Source organism: Janthinobacterium sp. TND4EL3, assembly GCF_900156175.1.
Taxonomy (GTDB): Bacteria; Pseudomonadota; Gammaproteobacteria; order Burkholderiales; family Burkholderiaceae_D; genus Janthinobacterium.
This window is the reverse complement of sequence record NZ_FTMV01000008.1, coordinates 257741-277126: the sequence shown is the minus strand read 5'-3', so window position 1 is coordinate 277126 and position 19386 is coordinate 257741. Positions and strand designations below refer to the sequence as shown.

Sequence of the window (19386 nt, the reverse complement as noted above, 5' to 3'; positions counted from 1 at the left end):
GTTCCTACTACCGCGTTGAATTGGACAGGGACGACAGCGAGTTTGAATACCTTGACTGGCGTCGTAAGCACTGAGCTTTGCCTGCTATCATTTCAATTGTACGGCCGCTTTGGGGCGACAGCGGCCGCTCGTATAAGCTCAGGAAATCGCAGCCTGCGTCAAATGCTGCGACCATGGCCTCGGCAAGCTTCGACGCGCAATGGTGTCTGACACGCTTGCACGCACGGCGCGTCGAATTCGCTTGCCTCATGGCGGGCTTGCGTCGAACTTTATGGTTCGTCCACCTTACTCCGTGACAATGATCTTCCCATTCATTTCCTCATGGCCGCTGCCGCAAAAATTGTCGCACAAGAAGGCGTATTCACCGGCCTGGCCGGGCGTCAGCCGCACTTCGGTGACCTGGCCCGGCTTCAGGTCGGCGCGGATGTGCATGTCCGGGATGAAAAAACCATGGATGAAATCGACCGCGGTGAACGCCAGCACGACGGTTTCATCCTTTTTTACGGTGATTTCATTCGGCGTGTAGATGAATTTCCTCGCCTCGATGGCGATGACTCTTTCCTTTGCGATAACTTCCTTGACGCCCCGGGCGTCGATGGCGGCCAGCGTCAGCAGCGCACCGATGCCACAGGCGAGCCTGGCACATAACTGTCTTCTGGCGCGGTCCATGGCTTACGTCCTCGTGACGGGAAATTCCGTGAGCCGGTAGTCATTCCCCGCCTGCGCTTGCACTTCGCGAAAGCCGAGGCCCTTGTTCGGCGCGGCCGGGTCCCACGGCAGCGGCGTGCGCTTTTCCTGCGAGCCGGGCGCCGGCAGGGGGAAAATCAGCGACTTGGCCGCGTGGTGCGCGATTTGCCCTGTCATGTGGTGATGTTCCTGGTGGATATGGCCGTAGAACACCGTCACGTTGCTGTACGGCATTAACAGGGCGATCGCCTTGTCGCCGTCGCGCGTGGCCCAGTCCCATTTGGGGACCAGGTCGAACAGGGGACGGTGGGTGAAGACGACGATGCGCGCGTCCTTTGCCTGCTGCTCCAGGTCGCTCTTGAGCCACTCCAGCTGGGCGTCGCCGATGCGCGCGCCGGGGTCGGAAACATTATCGAGCGCGATGAAATGCACGCCCTTGTGCTCGAACGTGTAACTGGACGGCCCGAAGTTTTCCTTGAAGGCGGCGCCATTGTCGAGCGAGGCATCGTGCTCGCCGGGGATGAAATGCACGCTTTTCACTTTCAATCCCGCCGCAATGCCCTTGAACTCGGCCATGCGCCGGCGGCGCTCCTCCGGGTCGTCCGTCGTGTGCGTCAGGTCGCCCGTGAAGATGATGAAGTCGGGATGCACCTCCAGCGCATTCACGGTGGCGACGGCCTTGCGGAAGGTGTTGCGGGCGTCGGGATTGGCGTCGCCCGCGAAACCCCAGTGCACGTCGGACAGCTGGACGAAGTAGAAATCGTCGTAGGGGACGGCCATCTTGCCGGCCGCTGCCGCTTGCGCGTATCCATACAGTCCGGACATGAACACGGCGCCGCCGCCGACGGCGGTCAGTTTCATGAAACTTCTGCGGTCCATCATGATTCTCTCCTTGTTTCAGTCGATGCCGGTGGCAAAGAAGCGCTATTTGGCGGCCGTGGCCGGGCTGGCCCGCGCGGATTCCTGCCGCAGATACGCGATCAGGTCGGCGCGGTCTTGCGCGGACGGCACCATATAGCCCATTTTTTGGCCGGGAATCAGTTTTTCCGGGTTCGTCAGCCATAGATCGAGCGTTTTCTCGCCCCACACGATGGCGGACGATTTCACTGCAGGCGAGTAGCCGTAGTCGGCGGCGCTGCCGGCCTTGCGTCCGAACACGCCCTTGTGCGCCGGCCCCACGCCGTTGTAGGCGATCGAGTGGCAGGACATGCACATGCTTTGATAGAGCGCCTGGCCGTGCATGGCGTCGCCGGCGCAGGCCGCGCCGCCGGCCACCATCAGCATGGCGGCCAGGCCAGCGATGAAGCAGGGGTATGTCATGGTCAAGACCCTTCCATAGGCAGGTATCCGGCACGGCCCCGATGCAATCGGGGCCCGCAAGTGCTATAACTCCGAAGACGCTGAAAATATTCCCGCAAAAGCCGGTCTTTTTTTGGCGTGGCAAAAAAAGGCCCGGTTCCGGGAATAAAAGGCAGGCAAGGCGAGTCTTATTGGCAGAGACGATAGACAGGCGGACGGGTGTTGCTTTGAGTGACGTCGATAAAACCAGGTCCTTTGAAAAAATGGCCTTGCCTCACCTGGACGCTGCCTACAACCTGGCACGATGGCTCACGCGCAACGACCAGGATGCGCAGGACCTGGTGCAGGCGGCCTTGCTGCGCGCCTGCCGCTTCATGGACGGCTACCATGGTGACGCCAGCGGCGCGCGCGCCTGGCTGCTGACCATCGTGCGCAACACGTATTACACGTCGCTGCGCGACAGCCGGGCGCAGCGCGATGACATCGGCTTTGACGAGGAGATACACGGCCATGATGAGGACGGCTGCGGCACGAGCCCTGAACACATCCTGGCCGCGCATGACGCCAAGGAGGCCATCAACCGGGCGCTGGAAGCACTGCCGCGCCAGTTCAGGGAAGTGCTGGTGCTCAAGGAGCTCGACGATCTGTCCTACAAGGAAATCGCGGACATCGTCGGCATTCCCGTCGGCACGGTGATGTCGCGCCTGGCGCGGGGGCGCAAGCTGCTGTTGATATACCTGAAACAACACACCGATGAGAAATGAAATGGAGTGCACGGAATCACGCGACAGGATGTCCGCCTTTGCCGATGGCGAGCTCGACGCACTGGCTGCCTGGCAATTGACGCAGCACATGGCCCATTGCCCGGAGTGCGCGCAAGCCTGCGAGCAGCTGCTGGACTTGCGCGCGGCGGTGCGCCAGCATGGCCAGCGCCATGCCGCGCCGCCGGCCCTGCGGCAGCGCCTGCGCCAGGCGCTGCTGGAAGAGGGCGACAGGGCGAAAGAGGTGACGGCAAGCCCGCGCGGCCGGAAATGGGCGCGGCTGCCGTGGACATGGATCAGTCTTGGCGTGGCAGGCGCCAGCACGGCGGCGTTTGCCGTCACCCTGGCGCTGTATCTGTCCGTGCCATCGGAGGCGGAACGGCTGGACCAGGAGATCGTGGCCAGCCATTTCCGTTCGCTGATGCCCGATCACCTGGCCGACGTGGCCTCGTCCGACCAGCACACGGTCAAGCCATGGTTCAGCGGCAAGCTCGACTTTTCACCGCCCGTGGTTGACCTGGCGCAAGCCGGTTTTCCCTTGGTCGGCGGGCGCCTCGACTACATCAAACAGCGTCCCGTCGCCGCGCTCGCGTACCGCCGGCACCAGCATGTGCTGAACCTGTATGTGTGGCCCGGCCAGGCGCAGCGCGATGCGCCGCCGCGCCTGACCGTCAGGCAGGGCTATCACCTGATACGCTGGAGCCGCTCCGGCATGGAATACCGGCTCATTTCCGACCTCAATGCGGCGGAACTGATGGACTTCGAGCGCCGGCTCGCGGCGCAGATCGACCAGGACGCTCGGCCGTGAAAGCGCCCCGCCGGGCGTGCTACTTGAGCAGCGGCGCCACCTTGTCGCGCAAGACCGTCCATTGGGCGTCCAGCACGGCCTGGTTGGGGTCGTGTCCGGCCCGTTTTACCAGGGTAAAACTCTTGACGGGCGCCGTGATGCTGTCGAAATACGTGCGCGCGATGGCGGGCGAGGTCAGCAGGTCCGCTTCGCCCATGATGAAGAACACGGGCAAGTCGAAGCGCGTGCCCAGCGCGGGCAGGTTCACGCCTGAGAACATGCCGTCGCCGCGCAAGCCGATGAACTGGATGTACGAGTAATCATCGGCCGCCTCGGCATCGGCCAGCGCTTGCGGCGTGGCGTAGAACGGCGCCGGCTGCCACCAGTGTTTTGGCGGCGCATCCGTTGCCAATCCCTCATATTTGCGGTCGAAGCGGCGCAGGATGCCGAAGTTGCGGGGATCGGTCCAGGGCGGCGGACCCAGCGCCGCCAGCTTGTCCAGCGTGGGCGCATCGTTCGCTGCTTGCGCCAGCGCAAGCACTTGCCGGTACATGCCGGCCTCGTTGTCGCGCGCATTGACCACTTGCGCCGTGCCGATATACGCGTGGAACAGGTCGGGGCGCACCTTGGCCATGTGCACGCCCAGGATCGAACCCCAGGAACTGCCCATCAAAATGACCTTGTCCTTGCCCAGGTGCTCCTGCAGATAGCGGGCCACGGCGATGCCGTCGTCGCGCATCTGTTCCACCGTCAAGGGCACGTCGTCCGTCGGGCGCTGTTTCGCATACGTCATGCCCGCGCCGCGCTGGTCCCACTGCACCAGGGTGTAATTCTGTTACCAGCCGGCAAAGATGGCGTCCGCAAACGGACTCAAGGCATTGCCGGGGCCGCCATGGATGAACAGGATCACGGGATTGCCGCAAGCGGCGCCCGTGACCGTGATCCATTGCCCGATGCCATTGATGGGCACGTAGCCCTGTTCGCGCACGGCTTGCGCGGGCGAGGCGCAGATGGACGGCGAGGCGGGCGCCGCCTGCGCCGCGCCGCAACAAGTTAACAGCAGCAATGCCAGGCCTGTGATGCGCATATCGTCTTCCTGTATCTGGTTGGCGGGAACTACAGCGTGCAATCCTGTGCCGGCTTGCCGGCAAGAAAGCGGGTGCTGGCCTGCTCGAAACAGGCGGGCGCTGTCCACAGGATGAAATGCGGGGCGTTGTGCACGGTGACCAGCGCCACCTTGCCCGCCTTGCGCTGCGTCAAGGCCTGCACTTGCGCCTGCGCACCCGCGTACGGCGTCTTCGGGTCCAGCGTTCCCTGCAGCACGAGGGTGGGCGGCACTTTTGCCGGCAGGGCGCCGAAATAGGCGTCGCGCGGGTAGGTGGGCAAGCCGCCGCCCAGCAGGATGCGGGGCAGGGGACTGGTCAACAGCAAGTCCGCCTCTTCGCGGTCGAGGTCGGCGGCCGTCCAGTCGGGGCGCAAGGAGGGCTGCAGATTGTTTTCCGAATTGCTGATGATGCTGACCAGCGGAATCGACAGCGGCGACTGGGGATAGCTGCCCAGGCTGGCCGCAGCATCCGTCAACGTGGCGCGCACGGCGGCCAGTTCGCCATCCTTGCCCTGGTCCAGGTCGCGCAGCAGGGACGGGATGCGGGCGCGGGCGGCCGGCACGTCGAGCATGCTGCCCAGGAAGTTTTTCAGGTTCTTGCCGGGGATCTTCGCCAGCAGGGCGGGATCGGCTTGCGTCTTGTCCAGCACGCGGCGGTACAAGGCTTCGGCCGGCTCGCCCAGTGTCGCATGGCAAGCTGCATCCGCGTCGCAGCGGGCCAGCACCTGCAGGCCGACCTGGTTGACCACGTGCGAACGCTGGCTCAAGTCCCAGCGCGCATCCGTCTGCGGCGGCACCAGCGAGTCGAAAATCACGCCCTGGACGGGCAGCGGCCCCAGCTGCAAGGTGCGCAAGACCAGCTGCGTGCCGTACGACACACTGTATACATACACGGGCGGCTGCTTGCGCTTGGTCCGCTCGCCCTCGATCAAGGCTTTCAAGTCGCGCGCGGCCGTGGTGATGGAAAATTGCGCCGCGTATTCCGGCATCAGATTGATGCCCTTGAAGCAGCTGGCCCATTCGGCGCCGGCCAGCGCGCGTCCGCCGGGACTCTGTTCCGATTCCTCCACCTTGCACAGGCGCGACGAGTGGCCCGTGCCCCGATGGTCGGGGATCAGGAATTCAAAGCCGGGAAAGCTGCGGCGCAGGGTGGGCAGCAGGCTGTAGAACGAGGCGCCCGATTCGCCGGGGCCGCCCGCCACCAGCCACAGCGTGCCCTTGGCGGGTTTGCCGGCAGGCACGTCGGCGGCAAACTTGCGCACGAAGACATGCATGGCGTCCGCCTCGCCGACGGCGCGGCCCTGGGCATCGTAGTGGCCGGGCACGTTCAAGCCCGAGCACAGGCTTCCCGGAGCGGCCGTATCGGAGCAGGGCGTGAAGAACATCGGTTCGGCGTGCAGGGAAGCGCCTGCCAGCAAGGTGGCCAGCAGGGACAGGCGGGGCAGTAAGGTCATCGGCTACTTTGGCGAAGGTGGAGATCAGCCGCCAAAGTAGCGTTTTTTACAGCAATTGTCCAGATGGAAATATTTCTGCGGAGGACTACGCTTGCTTGTTATTGCGCAGCAGGCGCAAGCCATTGGCCACCACCAGCAGGCTGGCGCCCACGTCGGCGAACACGGCCATCCACAGGGTCGCCATGCCGGCCAGCGCCAGGCCGAAGAACACGGCCTTGATGCCGATGGCAAAGCTGATGTTCTGCACGAGGATGCTGCGCGTGCGCTGGCTCAGGCTGATGAATTCAGGCAACTTGCCCAGTTCATCGTCCATCAGGGCCACGTCCGCCGTTTCGATGGCCGTGTCGCTGCCGGCCGCACCCATGGCGAAGCCGATGTCCGCCTGCGCCAGGGCCGGGGCGTCGTTGACGCCGTCGCCCAGCATGGCCACCACGCCGAACTGCTGCTGCAAGGCCTTGATTTCATCGAGTTTGTTTTCCGGCAACAATTCCGCCTTGACCACGCTGACGCCGACTTCATCGCCGATGCGCTGCGCCGTCAGCAGGTTGTCTCCCGTCAGCATCACGGTGGTCACGCCCAGCGCATTCAGTCTGGCGATGGCGGACGCCGCCGTCGGACGCAGCACGTCGGCCACGGCGATCACGCCCAGCGCGCCCGCTGGCGTGGCCAGCACCATGGCCGTATAGGCGAGCTGTTCCAGTCCGGCCAGGGTCGCTTGCAGTGCCGGCGTCAGCACATTGAGCTCCGCCATCAGGCGGGCATTGCCCAGGTAATACGTCTGGCCGGCCATGCTGCCGCGCACGCCGCGCCCATGCAGGGCGGCAAACTGGGTCACTGGCAAGTGGCTGCTGGCGGGCGGACCCGCCTTGACGATGGCGGCGGCCAGCGGGTGGGCGGAATTGGCGTCCAGGCTGGCGGCCAGCAGCAGGATGGCGTCGCGGTCGCTGCCATCGAGCACCACGACATCGGTCACGGCCGGCTTGCCCATGGTCAGGGTGCCCGTCTTGTCGACGGCAATGGCCTTGATCCGATAACCCGTTTCCAGGAATTGCCCGCCTTTCACCAGAATGCCGCGCCGCGCGGCCGCCGTCAGGCCGCTGACGACCGTGACGGGCGTGGAAATGACGAGCGCGCACGGGCAGGCGATCACCAGCATCACCAAGGCCTTGTACACCCAGGCCATGAAGGGCTGGCCCAGCAGCAAGGGCGGCAGCACGGCCACGAGGATGGCGAACACGACCACGGCGGGCGTGTAGTAGCGGGCGAAGTTGTCGACGAAGCGCTGCGTGGGCGCCTGCTTGCCCTGCGTTTCCTCGATCACCTTGACGATCTTCGCCAGGGTGCTGTTGCCGCTGTTGGCCGTGACGGTGACGTCGAGCAAGCCCCGTTCATTGATGGTGCCCGCATACACGACGTCGCCCACGGCCTTGTCCACCGGCATGCTTTCACCGGTGATCGGCGCCTGGTTGACGGACGACGCGCCGCTGGCGACGATGCCATCGAGGGCGATGCGCTCGCCCGGTTTCACGCGCATGGTCGCGCCGATAGCCACGGTGGCGACGGATACTTGCTGCCAGGCGCCGCTGGCGTCGGCGACGGTGGCCGTATCGGGTGCCAGCTGCATCAGGCTGTGCACGGCGTTGCGCGCACGGTTCAGGGACAAGCCTTCGATCAGCTCGGCAATGGCGAACAGGAAGATGACCATGGCCGCTTCCGGCCACTGGCCGATGGCGATGGCGCCGAAGACCGCCAGGCTCATCAGGAAGTTGATGTTCAGGGTGAACGTTTTCAGGGCGATCCAGCCCTTTTTCAGGGTCGGCCAGCCGCCCGTGGCGATCGACAGCAGGGCCAGGGCGATGACGAGGGGCGAACTGTCTTCATGCGTGGTCCACGCCAGCGCTTCGGCGCCCGCCGCCGCCAGGCCGGACACCACCAGCAAGCCCTTCTGCAGGCCCGAGAGGCTGCCTTCATCCGGGTCGCGCGCGGCGGCCGTACCCGTTTCCATCTGTACGGCCTGCATGCCGATGCCGTGCAGGGCCGCTTCCACGGTGGCCAGCGAGGCCAGCGTGTGGTGCACGTCGAGCACGCGGTTCATCAGGTTGAAATCGAGGCCCACGACACCCGCCATGTTGGCCAGCTTGTTGCGGATCAAGCGTTCTTCCGTGGGGCAATCCATGTTGACGATGCGGTATTGCACCGTCTGCGCGCCGGCGATGGCCTTGCTGGGCAGCATAGGCGCCGCGGCGGCCGCAGGCGTGGACGAGCACGCATGCTGGCTGGAGCAGCAACTGGCCGCCTTGGGCGCAGGCGCATGCTTATGGTCGTGCTCGTGCTCGTGCTCGTGGGTATGATCGTGGCTATCGTGCGGCATCGCATTCGTCCTTCCGGTTTCGTGTATGCTTCCATTAGAAACCCTGTAGCCGCTACAGGGTCAAGCGGAATTTGCAAGCTGGAATGAAAAGAGGATGCCATGCGTATCGGAGAACTGGCCAAACGGACAGATTGTGACGTGGAAACCGTGCGTTACTATGAAAAGGCGGGCTTGCTGCAGGAACCGGGCCGCAACAGCGCCGGCTACCGCGAATACCGGGAAGAGCACCAGGAGCGGCTGCAATTCATCCGCCATTGCCGCTCCTTGCAGATCGGCCTGACCGATATCCGCGCCTTGCTGGAATTTAAGAACAACCCGGCCGAAGGCTGCCAGAGCGTCAATGAGTTGCTCGACCACCATATCCTGCGCATCGCCGAGCAGATGGCGAATTTGCAAACCCTGCAGCAGCAGCTGGTGACCCTGCGCCACCAGTGCGACCAGCCGCAGCCGTCGCAAGACTGCGCCATTTTGCAAAACCTGTCCGAGGCGGCCAGCGGCCACGACTGCGCCTGCCATACCGAACTTCCTCCCATCCATTGATGCATGCTGAAACTGATACCTGCAAGAGCTTTATTCACCTTGTCCCTGCTGTCGCCGCTGTGCCATGCGGCAGATATTCCTGCCGCCGCCGGCCACTACCTGACCTTGTACGCCGCCCCCGGCGTGCCGCAAGACGATGACCCGTACACCTGGAGCACGGCGGGCGGCAAGCAACTGACAAAAGGCGTGACCAAGGCGGACGGCCGGGCCTATCTCAAGGCAGAAGAGGGTGAAGCGACGTATGTGCTGGAAACGGTCAGCATGCGCTGGACGTTCGCGGTGCCGGCTCGCTGCTGGCAAGAAGCGCCTGCCGCTTTCCAGGCGTGCCTGAAACTCAAGCAAAGCGCCAGCCAATACGATATCAGACAGGATGCGGAAAAACTGGCCAGAGAGAAAGATCAACAGGCCAAGGCGATAGCCTACGAGTTGGCGGTGCGGGCCAACGACGATGCGCTGGCCTGGCTGGGCAAATTGCCACCCCAGTGGTCCGTGCAGGAACACGCCAGGCGCCTGCTGTCCATCGGCGACAAGATAGAGCGGCATATCGCCAGCGGCTTGCGGCAAGGCGGGCCCGATGCGCGTCAGTTCGTCTGCAAGGCGCCCACGGCCTACGGCGCATTGCCGCAGCAGCAAGCCGTGCTGGCCTATCAGCTGCAGCCGCGGCCCGTGCCGCACGCCGGTGCCGCCTGGGACCAGCTGCTTGCGGCCGCCGCACAGGGCAACTGGATGGCACGCCTGGAAGTGTATGAGGCGCTGGCGGAGCGCAAGGTGAGCGAGCTGAGCTATGTGGAGCAGGCGCGCCTGGTGCAATTGATGCAATGGCTGCAGCAACACGAAATCGCCGGCCTGTACAGCTTGTTCAGTGTCCGCACCCTTGGCGATGGTGCCACGCAAGACCGCGTGGCACGCCTGGCCGCCATGCAGGGCAGCGTTGCCGACCAGAGCGTCGTCGGGACGCTGCTGCAGGACGAGGACGATCCGGCGCTGGTGGCGGCAGGCAAGCGCATGCTCGACTGCGCGGCAGCGGCCATGCAGCCGCCGCGCTAACGGGGCAGCAGCGGCGGGCCGCCATCGCCCAGGCGGAAGGCGTCGACCACGCGCAACAAGTCATGCGCCTGGTCCTGCATGCTTTGCGCGGCGGCGGCCGATTGCTCGACGAGGGTGGCATTGCGCTGGGTCAATTCGTCCATTTCCGTGATGGCATTGTTGACTTCCTCGATGCCCTTGCTCTGGCGCTGGCTGGCCGCCGTGATGTCGTTCATGATTTCCGTCACCTGCTGCACGGAGGCGACGATGTCTCCCATGGTGCGCCCGGCGCTGTCGGCCAGTTCGCTACCCGTTTCTATCCTGGCAACGGAATCCTCGATCAGCTGCTTGATTTCGCGCGCCGCCGTGGCCGAGCGCTGCGCCAGGCCCCGCACTTCCGTGGCGACGACGGCAAAGCCGCGCCCCTGTTCTCCCGCGCGCGCCGCTTCCACGGCCGCGTTCAGGGCGAGGATATTGGTCTGGAAGGCAATGCCGTCGATGACGGCGATGATGTCGACGATGCGCCCGGAACTGGCCTTGATCGAGCCCATCGTCTCGACCACCTGGCCCACGACGCGCCCGCCCTCCAGGGCCACGTTCGACGTCGACAGCACCATCTGGTTGGCCTGGTGCGCGTGGCTGGCGTTTTCGCGCACGGTGTCCGTCAGGGCATGCATGGACGACGCCGTTTCTTGCAGGGAATTGGCTTGCGCCTCCGTGCGGGCCGACAAGTCCGCATTGCCCAGCGCGATTTCGCTCGCTTCCGTCGTGATCGTGGAGCCGGCCTGGCGTATGTCGCCCAAGACCGTGTTCCAGTTCTTCAGCACGGTGGCCAGGGCGCGCGACAGCTTGCCCACCTCGTCGTCGCCCCGGGCGTCGATGCGCGTGGTCAGGTCGCCGGCGGCCAGGCTTTCAGCGGCGCGGCACGCCTCGTCGATGGGGCGCACGACGGAACGCGCCACCCAGGTGGCGATCAGGGCCAGCAGGGCAAAGCCGATGGCCATGGTACCCAGCGACAGCCAGCCCGCGCGCTGGCCCGCATGCTTGGTTTCCTGCAGCGCGTCGGCCGTGCGGTGGTCGAGGTTCTGCAGCACCTGGCGCAACTGGCCGCGCACCTGCTGATAGTGGGTGGCGGCATTTTGCATCGCGGCCACGCCCGTATTCGGGTCCATCGAGGCCAGGTCCAGCGCCTGCGCCACGCTGGACCGGTAGCGCTCGATGGCCGGCAATGCCTGGGCCGCTTCCGTGGCGGCGCCGGAAAACTTCCTCAGTTCCGTCAAGCCCTGCGCGATGGCGTTCAGCTGCGTCCGTCTGGGCGCCGAATTGCTTGAATTGCTCATCCGACAGGCTGGCGGCGATGGCGATCTTCGCATATACGTCGGCATGCACCTGGCCCAGGGCAATGGCTTGCTGGTTGGCAAGCCGTTCCGCCGCCAGGGTGACGTCTTTCAGTTCGCGCATGCGGCTTTCGTTCTGCTGCATGGCGAAATAGGACAAGGCGCCCATGGCCAGCAGGCAAGCCAGCGCGACCACCGGAACGATCAACATCTTGTGTGCGATTTTCATCGTAGCCCATATCGTCAAGAGAGCGGAAAACCATCCCGGCGCTGGCGGCGCGGCGGCTGGCTACAGGTAGATGCCGCCGCAGACGACGGTGTCGGCCAGCTTTTCGCAGTACATGGCCTTCGGTTCGATCTTCTTGTTTTCGGGATTCGTGAACTTGTATTCCTGCCAGAAGGTGCCCTTGCTCTTGGCCAGCTCGACTCTCTCCTTGACGAAGGCCTTGCCGTCGATATCCTTGAGTTCGATCAAGTTCTTGCCCACCATTTTCTGGTTGGCGCCGTGGGCAACCACCGTGCCGTCGAGCTTGTAGACGACCAGATACAGGTCGTGCAGGATGAATTGCGGCGCCTTGGCCGTGATTTCGCCATACGCCTTGGCGTCGCCCGCGCTCTTGATGTAGGCCACGCCTTTCTTGACCATGGCTTCGGCGTCGGCGCGCGTGGCGCCGCCTTCGGCAGCGCCGGCGGCACAGGGCAGCGCAGCTGCTGCAACGATGAGCGACAGGCAAAGGGCGGGGGCGAACTTGGGCATGACAGTCTCCTTCAAAGTGCGGCAGAGGAAAGCCGGTGGGGAACCGGTGCGGTGAAACGGCGGCTGGCGCAGTGCCGTCGGTGCATGGTAGCGCGATGCCGGCGGGCATGCGCTGGTGCAACAGATTTTTTTTGAGTGGGGCGTTTTTGCAACACGGCGCGCCACTTGCCGCGACCAGGTTTATAGAGGCAAAGTACGGCCCCAGGCTATCGTGGCGATAGTGTGGCGCAAGCGCCGCAACTACCAGTCGGACGGGTCTTCCGCCGCCGCGCGCGCCAGGTCCTCGTGCCAGTCTTGCTGCACCAGCCGGTAGATATCGGCGAAAAAGGCGCGCGGGTCGGCCATCTCATCCCAGCGGGCGGGCAGGGCGTGCGTGCTTTCGGGATCATGCTCGAGGATGGCCTGGAAATCATAGTGCGGATCTTGCAGCGCCTGCGCCAGCACGGCCACCAGCGCGTGGCGGTGGCGGTAGCTCAGTTCCTTGTATTGCGAGCTGATGTCGCGCCGTATCAGGGCCGCGCGCTGCGCCGGGTCGTTCATGTCCCAGGCGTCCAGCTCCACGCCCAGGGTTTCTTCGCGGTCGTACACGTCGAAGGGGCCGAGGAAGTGGTGCAGCGTGGGAAGGTAGAGGGCGTCGCTCCAGGGGCCGCGCAGTCCCTTCTGTTTCATTTTTTGCATGGCCGCTCGCCGTTCACGCGCATGCGGGCAAGGTCCAGCCTTCGTCGCCCATGTCCGTCGGATAGATGGCGCGGGTCTGGTTCTGGCCCCAGCGCGCATGGTCGAGGATGCCGTCTTCATGCATGTCCAGCACCCATTCCGTGCTTTCCAGCAAGGTGCCATCCTTGTGGTAGACGCGGAAAAACGTGGACGTGCTGAGCGCGCGCACGATGTTCTGCGGCACGCCGTCGCCATAATGGGGCACGTAGGTCTTGATCACGCACGTGCGCTGATCGTTCCATTGCTGGGCATACACGGTGGCGTTGCGCGCCGCCGCCACCTTGATGAATAGCCAGGCTGCCAGCAGAATGGCGAACAGGAGGGCGGCGGCGATCAGGCCGGTTTTCTTGAGGAGCTGCATGAGGTCATGGCGGAGCCAGAAACGGAATTGCAGCATTGTATGCCAAGAGCGGGAATACTTGCCGTACAGCACGTGCGACAAGTATTCCCCGCGTGGCCGTCTATTTTGCCAATGCCGCCTGCAAGGCCTGGGCCATTTCCAGGTGATGTCGCAGCGCTGGCAAGGTCTTCGCGGCAAAGGCCTTGATGTCGGGATCGCTGGCCTTCTGGCTGGCGTCCGTGAACAGTTTCACGGCATCCGTGTGCGCGGCCACGCCGATGCTGGCCGCATAGTCCTTGTCGAACTGCGCGCCTTCCAGGCGGCCCAGCTTGTCGATCAGCGCCTGCTGCTTCTTGCCGGGCCGGTCGCTGACCTCGATCTGCTTGCTGCTGGCCAGCTGTTTCAGTTCATCGGCCACCTTCGTGTGCTCGGTGACCATGGCATCGGCGAATTTCTTCACGTCCCCATTGCTGCTCTTGCTTTGCGCCACTTTGCTGGCGGCAATTTCCGTGCTGCCCGCATCGGCCGCCTTGCCAAGGAATTGCTTGTCATACGCGCCAGGCGCGGCGGCGGCGATGCTGTTGATGGCGATGCCGCTCAATAAGGCCACGGCGGCGCCGATGGCCACGCTTTTCAGGGACGCGGTACGGGAACTGGTGGTGGAGATACGCATGGGAAATCCTTTCAAGGGTGGGGTTTTCTGCAAGCTGAAGACCATGTTAAGCCGGCAGCCCGCGCACACCCATAGGACACTTTCGATGCTCCCGGTAGGACTAGTCCTGTTCCTTGGCGCACAGTTCGACTTGTTTCAGCGCAAACAAGGCGGCGATGCCCGCATCGCGGCGCCAGGCGGGCATGCCGATGTCGAGCCACTGCGCCATCGCATCCAGGTGCGAGGGCTCGGAAACGCTGTGTTCGAGTTCATCGAGCACCGTGTCGCGGTCGATATACAGGCTGTCGAGCCAGGCGTCGAACGAGGGCGCGAGTTCCATCAGGCCGTGGGCGCGCTTGCCTGTCCAGTCCGGCAACTCCTGCACATAGGCCAGCACGCGGCCGCCGCCTTCGTCCGTCAGGTCCAGGTAGAGCATGGAATTGCCGCCATCGCGGGCGAAGGGCAGGATTTTCACGGGCATGCCCGCATGCTGGCGCGCGGCGCGGATTTCGCCCACCAAGGTTTCATCGCAGAAATCACCTTCGTCCGCGCTGAAAAAGGTATTGAACCCCATTTTTTCCACGCCGCCCTTGCCGTCCGGCACATCCGTCGTGTAGTCGAACCAGGCGCCGTTGGCCGCTTGCAGGAAAGCAAGATAGGCGGGCGGCAACTTCGCTTCCAGCAGGGTTTCGATGGCGGCGAGCTGCTGCGCCGTGGGGGCAGGCTTGGCGCCCTCGAGCGCCAGGTGGCGGTACTGCGTGTAATAAGTCATGGATTATCCTTGTAAATGTCCTGCGGCCGCCACGCCATCGTCGCAGCCCGTCTCCACCTTGGCCAGCGCATCGACGAGTCCCGCGCGCAGCACGGCCATCGAGCGGGCCTTGTCGTCGATCTGCGCGATCTTCGTTTCCAGCATGGCCCGCTTGGTGGCCGCATCGAGGGCGTTTTCCTGCCATACGGCAATGACTTCGGCGATTTCCTTCAGGGTAAAGCCCAGCGCCTTGGCGTGGCCGATCAGCTCGATGCGCCGCAGTGCCTGCGCCGAGTACTCTTTATAGTTGTTCGTCAGGCCCGGCTGCGGCGCCTCGTCCAGCAGCCCCTGGCGCTCGTAGAAGCGCACGGTGTCCTTGCTGACGCCCGTCAGGCGGGTGATTTCTCCGATGCGCATCGATTCCCCTTGACCGTGGACTAAAGACCACAGTTTACAGTGAAAACCTCATTCACTCCACACCGCTGCCATGACCGCTTTCAATTACACCAAGCAGACCGTGCTGATCACGGGCGCCTCGTCCGGCATCGGCCGCGTCTTTGCGGAAACCCTGGCCGCACGCGGCGCGCATTTGCTGCTGCTGGCCCGCTCGGGCGCCGTGCTCGACAGCCTGGCCAGCGAACTTTCCCAACGTCACGGCATCCGCGCCCACGCGCTGGTTGCCGACCTGAGCCTGCCCGGCGCCGCCAGGGAAGCTTATGCGCAGGCCTGCGCGCTGGGCATGCCGCCCGACGTGCTGGTCAATAACGCGGGTTTCGCCACGCATGGACGGTTCGAGGGCATCGATCTGGCGCGCCAGGCGGCTGAAATCACCGTCAATTGCACGGCCCTCATGGAGTTGACGCACTGCGCCTTGCCGCACATGCTGGCGCTGGGGCGGGGCGCCGTCATCAACGTGGCGTCCACGGCGGCCCTGCAGCCCGATCCCTACATGGCCGTCTACGGCGCCAGCAAGGCTTTCGTGCTGTCGTTCTCGGAAGCCTTGTGGGCGGAAAACCGCCGGCGCGGCGTGCGCGTGCTGGCCCTGTGCCCTGGCGCCACGGAAACAGCCTTCTTTGACGTGGTGGCCGCGCCCGAGGCGGCCGTGGGCAAGCGCATGGCGCCGCAGGACGTCGTCGATGAAGCGCTGCTGGCGCTGGACCGGGGCCGCAGCAGCCACGTGGCGGGCCGGCCCAACCGCCTGCTGGCCTGGCTGCCGCGCATGCTGCCGCGCCAGGCCGTGCTGGGCATCGTCGAAGGCATGCTCAAGCCGAAGGCGGCGTAGGCGTCAAAGCGCCATGGTGGCAAACATGGCCAGCACGGCCGTTGCCATGACGACGGTAGCCAGCCAGCCCAGCGCCCGCAGGCGGCGCGAAATGGTGAGCGTGCCCATGATGGCGGGGCGCGAGGCCATCACCATCATCAGGGCCATGATGGGCACGGAAATGACGCCGTTGATGACGGCGCTCCAGTACAGGGCCTTGATGGGGTCGAGCGGCGAAAAGCACAGGGCCGCGCCGATGACGGTGGCCGTGACGATGATGCCGTAGAACTTCTTGGCGGCCCGGGGCGCCAGTTCCAGGCTGTTTTTCCAGTGAAAGGCGCCCGCCATGGCGTAGGCGGCCGAACCGGCCAGCACGGGGATGGCCAGCAAGCCCGTGCCGATGATGCCCAGGCTGAACAGGGCGAAGGCGAATTCGCCGGCAATGGGACGCAGGGCGGAAGCGGCCTGGGCGGAGGTGTCGATATGCGTGATGCCTTGCGCGCCCAGGGTCACGGCCGTCGTCAGCATGATGAAAAACGCCACCAGGTTGGAAAAACCCATGCCGATGGCCGTGTCCATCTTGATGCGCTGGAACTGCCGTGGCGCCTGCTCGGGCGCGCGGCGCAAGGCTTGCGCGCTGGCATCGGCCTGCAAGTCTTCCACCTCCTGCGACGCTTGCCAAAAGAATAAATAGGGGCTGATCGTCGTGCCGAACACGGCCACGATCATGGTGACCGAGGCGGCCGACCAGGCGAACTGGGGCCAGACGGTGCGCAGCGCCACTTCGCCCCAGGGCACGTGCACGGTGAGCACGGTGGCCACATAGGCGAGCAAGCCCAGGGTCAGCCATTTCAGGATGCGCACGTACTGTTGATACGGAATAAGGACTTGCAGCAGCAGCGACAGCAGCCCGAAACCGACGGCGTACACATGCGTGGGGCCGCCGATGATCAGGGTCAGGGCGTCGCCCATGGCGGCCACGTCGGCGGCGATATTGATGACATTGGCCAGCAGCAGCAAGCCGACGATGGCGTACAGCAGCGATTTCGGATAGTGGCGGCGGATGTTCGTCGCCAGGCCATGGCCGCTGACCCGGCCGATCTTGGCGCTGATGACCTGGATACCTAGCATCAGGGGAAACGTCAGGCACACCGTCCACAGCATGCCGAAGCCGAACTGGGCGCCCGCCTGCGAATACGTGGCGATGCCGCTGGGGTCGTCATCGGCCGCGCCCGTGATCAGGCCGGGGCCCAGCTTGCCCAGCCAGGTGTCGGATGGGGCCGCCTGCTGGCGGACGGCGTCCGCGCGGCCGCTGTCGGTGTGCATGCGTCGCTCCTGTGTAATGTAGGCAGCAGCGTATCACAGGCGGGCGGCGTCCGACAGGGCGCCGCCCGGGAAATTCACGCCTCAGTAGCGCGCATCCTTGGGCTTGCCGCCCTTGGGCCAGTCCTTGACCTTGTCGGGGAAGTCAGGACGGGGCATGTGCGTAAAATATTCGGCCACGTCGACGGCGTCCTGGTCGGACAGGTTGCCTTGTCCCAGCGGGAATTTCTGGCCATGCCCCATCACCATGTTGGCCTTGACGAAGCCGGCCGCCGTATAGGTGCGGGCCATGCCGGCGCCGATATTGAAGGAACGCTCGCCCCACAGCGGCGGGAAGGCGACGACGCCGTTGGCGCCACGGATGCCTTCGCCATTCGCGCCGTGGCAGACGGCGCATTGCTCGGCATATACTTTTTTGCCATGCACGGGATCGGGGAGCAGGTTACGGTCGATCTTCGCCACGCCGCGTCCCGCCACCTTGTCGCCGGCCTGCGTGGCGCCCTTCATCCAGTCGATATAGGCGACCATCGCCTGCAGGTCGGGGCCGTCCACGGGCAGCGGCTTGCCGTGCATGGAGCGGCGGAAGCAGCCGTTGATGCGCTCGCCCAGGCTGATGACCTTGCCGGCGCGCGGCGCTTCCGACGGGAAGAAGGCGGAAATGCCGAGGAAGGGCGAACCGCCGGCCACCGTGCCGCCATTCAGGTGGCAGCTGCTGCAATTGAGGTCGTTGCCCACGTTTTGCGGCAGGCGGGCGCGTGTTTCCGTCATCAGCTGCATGCCGTGGATCAATTGGCTGGCATTCGGCTCGGCCGTCAGGGCGGCGAAGCGGGGCGTGACGAAGCCGCCCGCGTCCGGCGCCTTGAGCTTGAGCTCCTTGCGCACCTTGGCGATCTGCGCGGGCGTGACGGGCGCGCCCTGATTGCCCCACTTGCCGCGCACGAAAGTGAGGATTTCCGCCAGTTCCGTGTCCGACAGGCGGTCATACGCGGGCATGCCGAACGAGCGGGGCGAGTGCTGCGTGACGGCCGACTGCCAGCCCGTCAGCGCGATATGGATGACCGTGGTGGCGTCCTTCGACTGCACCGAGTCGTTCTGCGCCAGCGGCGGGAAGATGTTGTCCACGCCACGGCCGTCGCGACGGTGGCACGTGGCGCAGAACTGCAGGTAGCCCAGGCCGCCGCGCGTGTTGTACAGCGCATCGTTGCTGGCGGCCACGACGGGCGCCGTTTTCTTCGGCGGCACGGCCGCGCCCTCCCTGGCCGGCAAGCCGTGCAGGTACTGCGCCAGCGCGTCGAGGTCGGCATCCGTGAAGTATTGCGTGCTGTGCGTGATGACTTCCGTCATGCTGCCGGCCGCCGTGCCGAAGCTGTTGCGGCCCGTTTTCAGCAGTTGCACGATGTCGCCCGGCGTCCACAGATTGCGCAGGTTCACCGCATGCCAGCCGTCAAACGTAAAACCGGACAGGTAGAGCTTGCCGCTGCCGCCCTCCTGGCCCATGGTCTTTTCCTGGAAAGCCACGCCGCGCGGCGTGTGGCAGGAGCCGCAATGGCCGAGGCCTTGCGCCAGGTAGCTGCCCCGGTTCCACTGGGCCGACTTGGCGCTGTCGGGCTTGAACGGTGCGTCGTCGAGGAAGACGGCATTCCACAGCGACAAGCCCCAGCGCATGCTGAACGGCCATTTCATGTCCGTTTCGCGGTTTTGCTGCGCCACGGGCGCCACGCCCCGCTGCAGATAGGCGTACAGCGCCTGCATGTCGTCGGGCGTGATCTTCGCGTAGGAAGGGTAGGGCATGGCCGGATACAGGTTGTGGCCGTCCGCCGCCACGCCCTTGCGCATGGCGCGGTCGAACTGGGCAAACGTGTAGGTGCCCAGTCCCGTCTTCGCGTCGGGCGTGATATTCGTGCTGTAGATGGTGCCGAACGGCGTTTTCAGTTCCAGGCCGCCGGCCATGGCGGCGCCGTTCGGACTCGTGTGGCAAGCCACGCAGTCGCCCAGGCGGGCGACGTATTCGCCGCGCTTGATCAGCTCGGCCGAGGCTGCGGGGGTGTTGGCGGGCGCGGCCCAGGCGCCGGCACTGAAGACCAGCATGCCCAGCAGCACTGCCGCCAGCCAGGAAGTGATCGAAAAGGATGAAACGGGAAGACGGCGCGCGCCGCGGTGGGGGATGGAAATGGCGTTCATGGTGACCCTTTATTATTCCGCGCCAGCTTACGCAGTC

General features: G+C 65.0%; 21 protein-coding genes. 5 read left to right on the top strand and 16 right to left on the bottom strand.

What is annotated here, in order from left to right; genetic code table 11:
- Window positions 1-285: 285 nt before the first annotated feature.
- The 3 genes from BXA07_RS15060 to BXA07_RS15050 are packed head-to-tail and all read right to left on the bottom strand — an operon-like array spanning window position 286 to window position 2007.
- Window positions 286-669, bottom strand: coding sequence for a cupredoxin domain-containing protein (locus BXA07_RS15060; RefSeq protein WP_076568698.1), 384 nt, complete (start codon window positions 667-669; stop codon window positions 286-288).
- Between the two features lie 3 nt (window positions 670-672).
- The gene (locus BXA07_RS15055) at window positions 673-1566 is read right to left on the bottom strand and encodes a metallophosphoesterase family protein (protein WP_076568733.1); all 894 of its coding nucleotides are present in this window, start codon (window positions 1564-1566) and stop codon (window positions 673-675) included.
- Between the two features lie 45 nt (window positions 1567-1611).
- On the bottom strand, window positions 1612-2007 hold the full coding sequence (locus tag BXA07_RS15050) for a c-type cytochrome (RefSeq protein ID WP_244556284.1): 396 nt from the start codon (window positions 2005-2007) through the stop codon (window positions 1612-1614).
- A gap of 242 nt (window positions 2008-2249) precedes the next feature.
- Between BXA07_RS15050 and BXA07_RS15045 the strand changes: the two genes are divergently transcribed.
- Window positions 2250-2750, top strand: a complete 501-nt coding sequence (locus BXA07_RS15045; protein WP_139335587.1) for a sigma-70 family RNA polymerase sigma factor — start codon at window positions 2250-2252, stop codon at window positions 2748-2750.
- On the top strand, window positions 2740-3555 hold the full coding sequence (locus tag BXA07_RS15040) for a zf-HC2 domain-containing protein (protein WP_076568696.1): 816 nt from the start codon (window positions 2740-2742) through the stop codon (window positions 3553-3555). The genes BXA07_RS15045 and BXA07_RS15040 overlap by 11 nt, the downstream gene beginning before the upstream one ends.
- 19 nt (window positions 3556-3574) lie before the next feature.
- Here BXA07_RS15040 and BXA07_RS15035 read toward each other — a convergent pair whose 3' ends face one another.
- The 4 genes from BXA07_RS15035 to BXA07_RS15025 form a co-directional block, all read right to left on the bottom strand.
- Complete coding sequence (locus BXA07_RS15035) at window positions 3575-4357, bottom strand: alpha/beta hydrolase (protein WP_348532961.1); 783 nt, start codon at window positions 4355-4357, stop codon at window positions 3575-3577.
- A 12-nt stretch (window positions 4358-4369) separates the two neighbouring features.
- Window positions 4370-4621, bottom strand: coding sequence for a hypothetical protein (locus BXA07_RS31105; protein ID WP_212592303.1), 252 nt, complete (start codon window positions 4619-4621; stop codon window positions 4370-4372).
- Window positions 4622-4650: 29 nt separating this feature from the next.
- Window positions 4651-6093, bottom strand: coding sequence for an alpha/beta fold hydrolase (locus tag BXA07_RS15030; RefSeq protein WP_083708269.1), 1443 nt, complete (start codon window positions 6091-6093; stop codon window positions 4651-4653).
- Window positions 6094-6178: 85 nt separating this feature from the next.
- On the bottom strand, window positions 6179-8464 hold the full coding sequence (locus BXA07_RS15025) for a heavy metal translocating P-type ATPase (protein WP_076568695.1): 2286 nt from the start codon (window positions 8462-8464) through the stop codon (window positions 6179-6181).
- A gap of 99 nt (window positions 8465-8563) precedes the next feature.
- On the opposite strand from BXA07_RS15025, the gene cadR reads away from it, so the two are divergent.
- Together cadR and BXA07_RS15015 are read left to right on the top strand one after the other, a co-directional pair.
- The gene (cadR, locus tag BXA07_RS15020; protein ID WP_076568694.1) at window positions 8564-9004 is read left to right on the top strand and encodes a Cd(II)/Pb(II)-responsive transcriptional regulator; all 441 of its coding nucleotides are present in this window, start codon (window positions 8564-8566) and stop codon (window positions 9002-9004) included.
- 3 nt (window positions 9005-9007) lie between these two features.
- Complete coding sequence (locus tag BXA07_RS15015) at window positions 9008-10051, top strand: hypothetical protein (protein ID WP_139335586.1); 1044 nt, start codon at window positions 9008-9010, stop codon at window positions 10049-10051.
- Here the strand turns inward: BXA07_RS15015 and BXA07_RS31620 are convergent.
- The 7 genes from BXA07_RS31620 to BXA07_RS14980 form a co-directional block, all read right to left on the bottom strand.
- Entirely contained in the window at window positions 10048-11370 is a 1323-nt protein-coding gene (locus BXA07_RS31620; protein WP_076568692.1) for a methyl-accepting chemotaxis protein, read from the bottom strand. The two genes, BXA07_RS15015 and BXA07_RS31620, sit on opposite strands and share 4 nt — an antisense overlap.
- Window positions 11371-11656: 286 nt before the next feature.
- The gene (locus BXA07_RS15005; RefSeq protein WP_076568691.1) at window positions 11657-12124 is read right to left on the bottom strand and encodes a cache domain-containing protein; all 468 of its coding nucleotides are present in this window, start codon (window positions 12122-12124) and stop codon (window positions 11657-11659) included.
- 240 nt (window positions 12125-12364) lie between these two features.
- The gene (locus tag BXA07_RS15000) at window positions 12365-12802 is read right to left on the bottom strand and encodes a hypothetical protein (protein ID WP_212592302.1); all 438 of its coding nucleotides are present in this window, start codon (window positions 12800-12802) and stop codon (window positions 12365-12367) included.
- A gap of 13 nt (window positions 12803-12815) precedes the next feature.
- On the bottom strand, window positions 12816-13202 hold the full coding sequence (locus BXA07_RS14995; protein WP_076568730.1) for a hypothetical protein: 387 nt from the start codon (window positions 13200-13202) through the stop codon (window positions 12816-12818).
- Between the two features lie 100 nt (window positions 13203-13302).
- Complete coding sequence (locus BXA07_RS14990) at window positions 13303-13854, bottom strand: DUF4142 domain-containing protein (protein ID WP_076568689.1); 552 nt, start codon at window positions 13852-13854, stop codon at window positions 13303-13305.
- 100 nt (window positions 13855-13954) lie between these two features.
- Entirely contained in the window at window positions 13955-14605 is a 651-nt protein-coding gene (locus BXA07_RS14985; RefSeq protein ID WP_076568688.1) for an SMI1/KNR4 family protein, read from the bottom strand.
- A 3-nt stretch (window positions 14606-14608) separates the two neighbouring features.
- The gene (locus BXA07_RS14980; protein ID WP_076568687.1) at window positions 14609-15001 is read right to left on the bottom strand and encodes a MerR family transcriptional regulator; all 393 of its coding nucleotides are present in this window, start codon (window positions 14999-15001) and stop codon (window positions 14609-14611) included.
- A gap of 70 nt (window positions 15002-15071) precedes the next feature.
- Here BXA07_RS14980 and BXA07_RS14975 point away from each other — a divergent pair, with 70 nt between their 5' ends.
- Complete coding sequence (locus tag BXA07_RS14975; RefSeq protein ID WP_076568686.1) at window positions 15072-15866, top strand: SDR family NAD(P)-dependent oxidoreductase; 795 nt, start codon at window positions 15072-15074, stop codon at window positions 15864-15866.
- Between the two features lie 3 nt (window positions 15867-15869).
- Here the strand turns inward: BXA07_RS14975 and BXA07_RS14970 are convergent, their stop codons facing one another.
- Both BXA07_RS14970 and BXA07_RS14965 read right to left on the bottom strand, forming a co-directional pair.
- Window positions 15870-17171, bottom strand: coding sequence for an NRAMP family divalent metal transporter (locus BXA07_RS14970; RefSeq protein ID WP_076568685.1), 1302 nt, complete (start codon window positions 17169-17171; stop codon window positions 15870-15872).
- Window positions 17172-17252: 81 nt separating this feature from the next.
- On the bottom strand, window positions 17253-19256 hold the full coding sequence (locus tag BXA07_RS14965; RefSeq protein WP_139335591.1) for a c-type cytochrome: 2004 nt from the start codon (window positions 19254-19256) through the stop codon (window positions 17253-17255).
- Window positions 19257-19386: the final 130 nt, after the last annotated feature.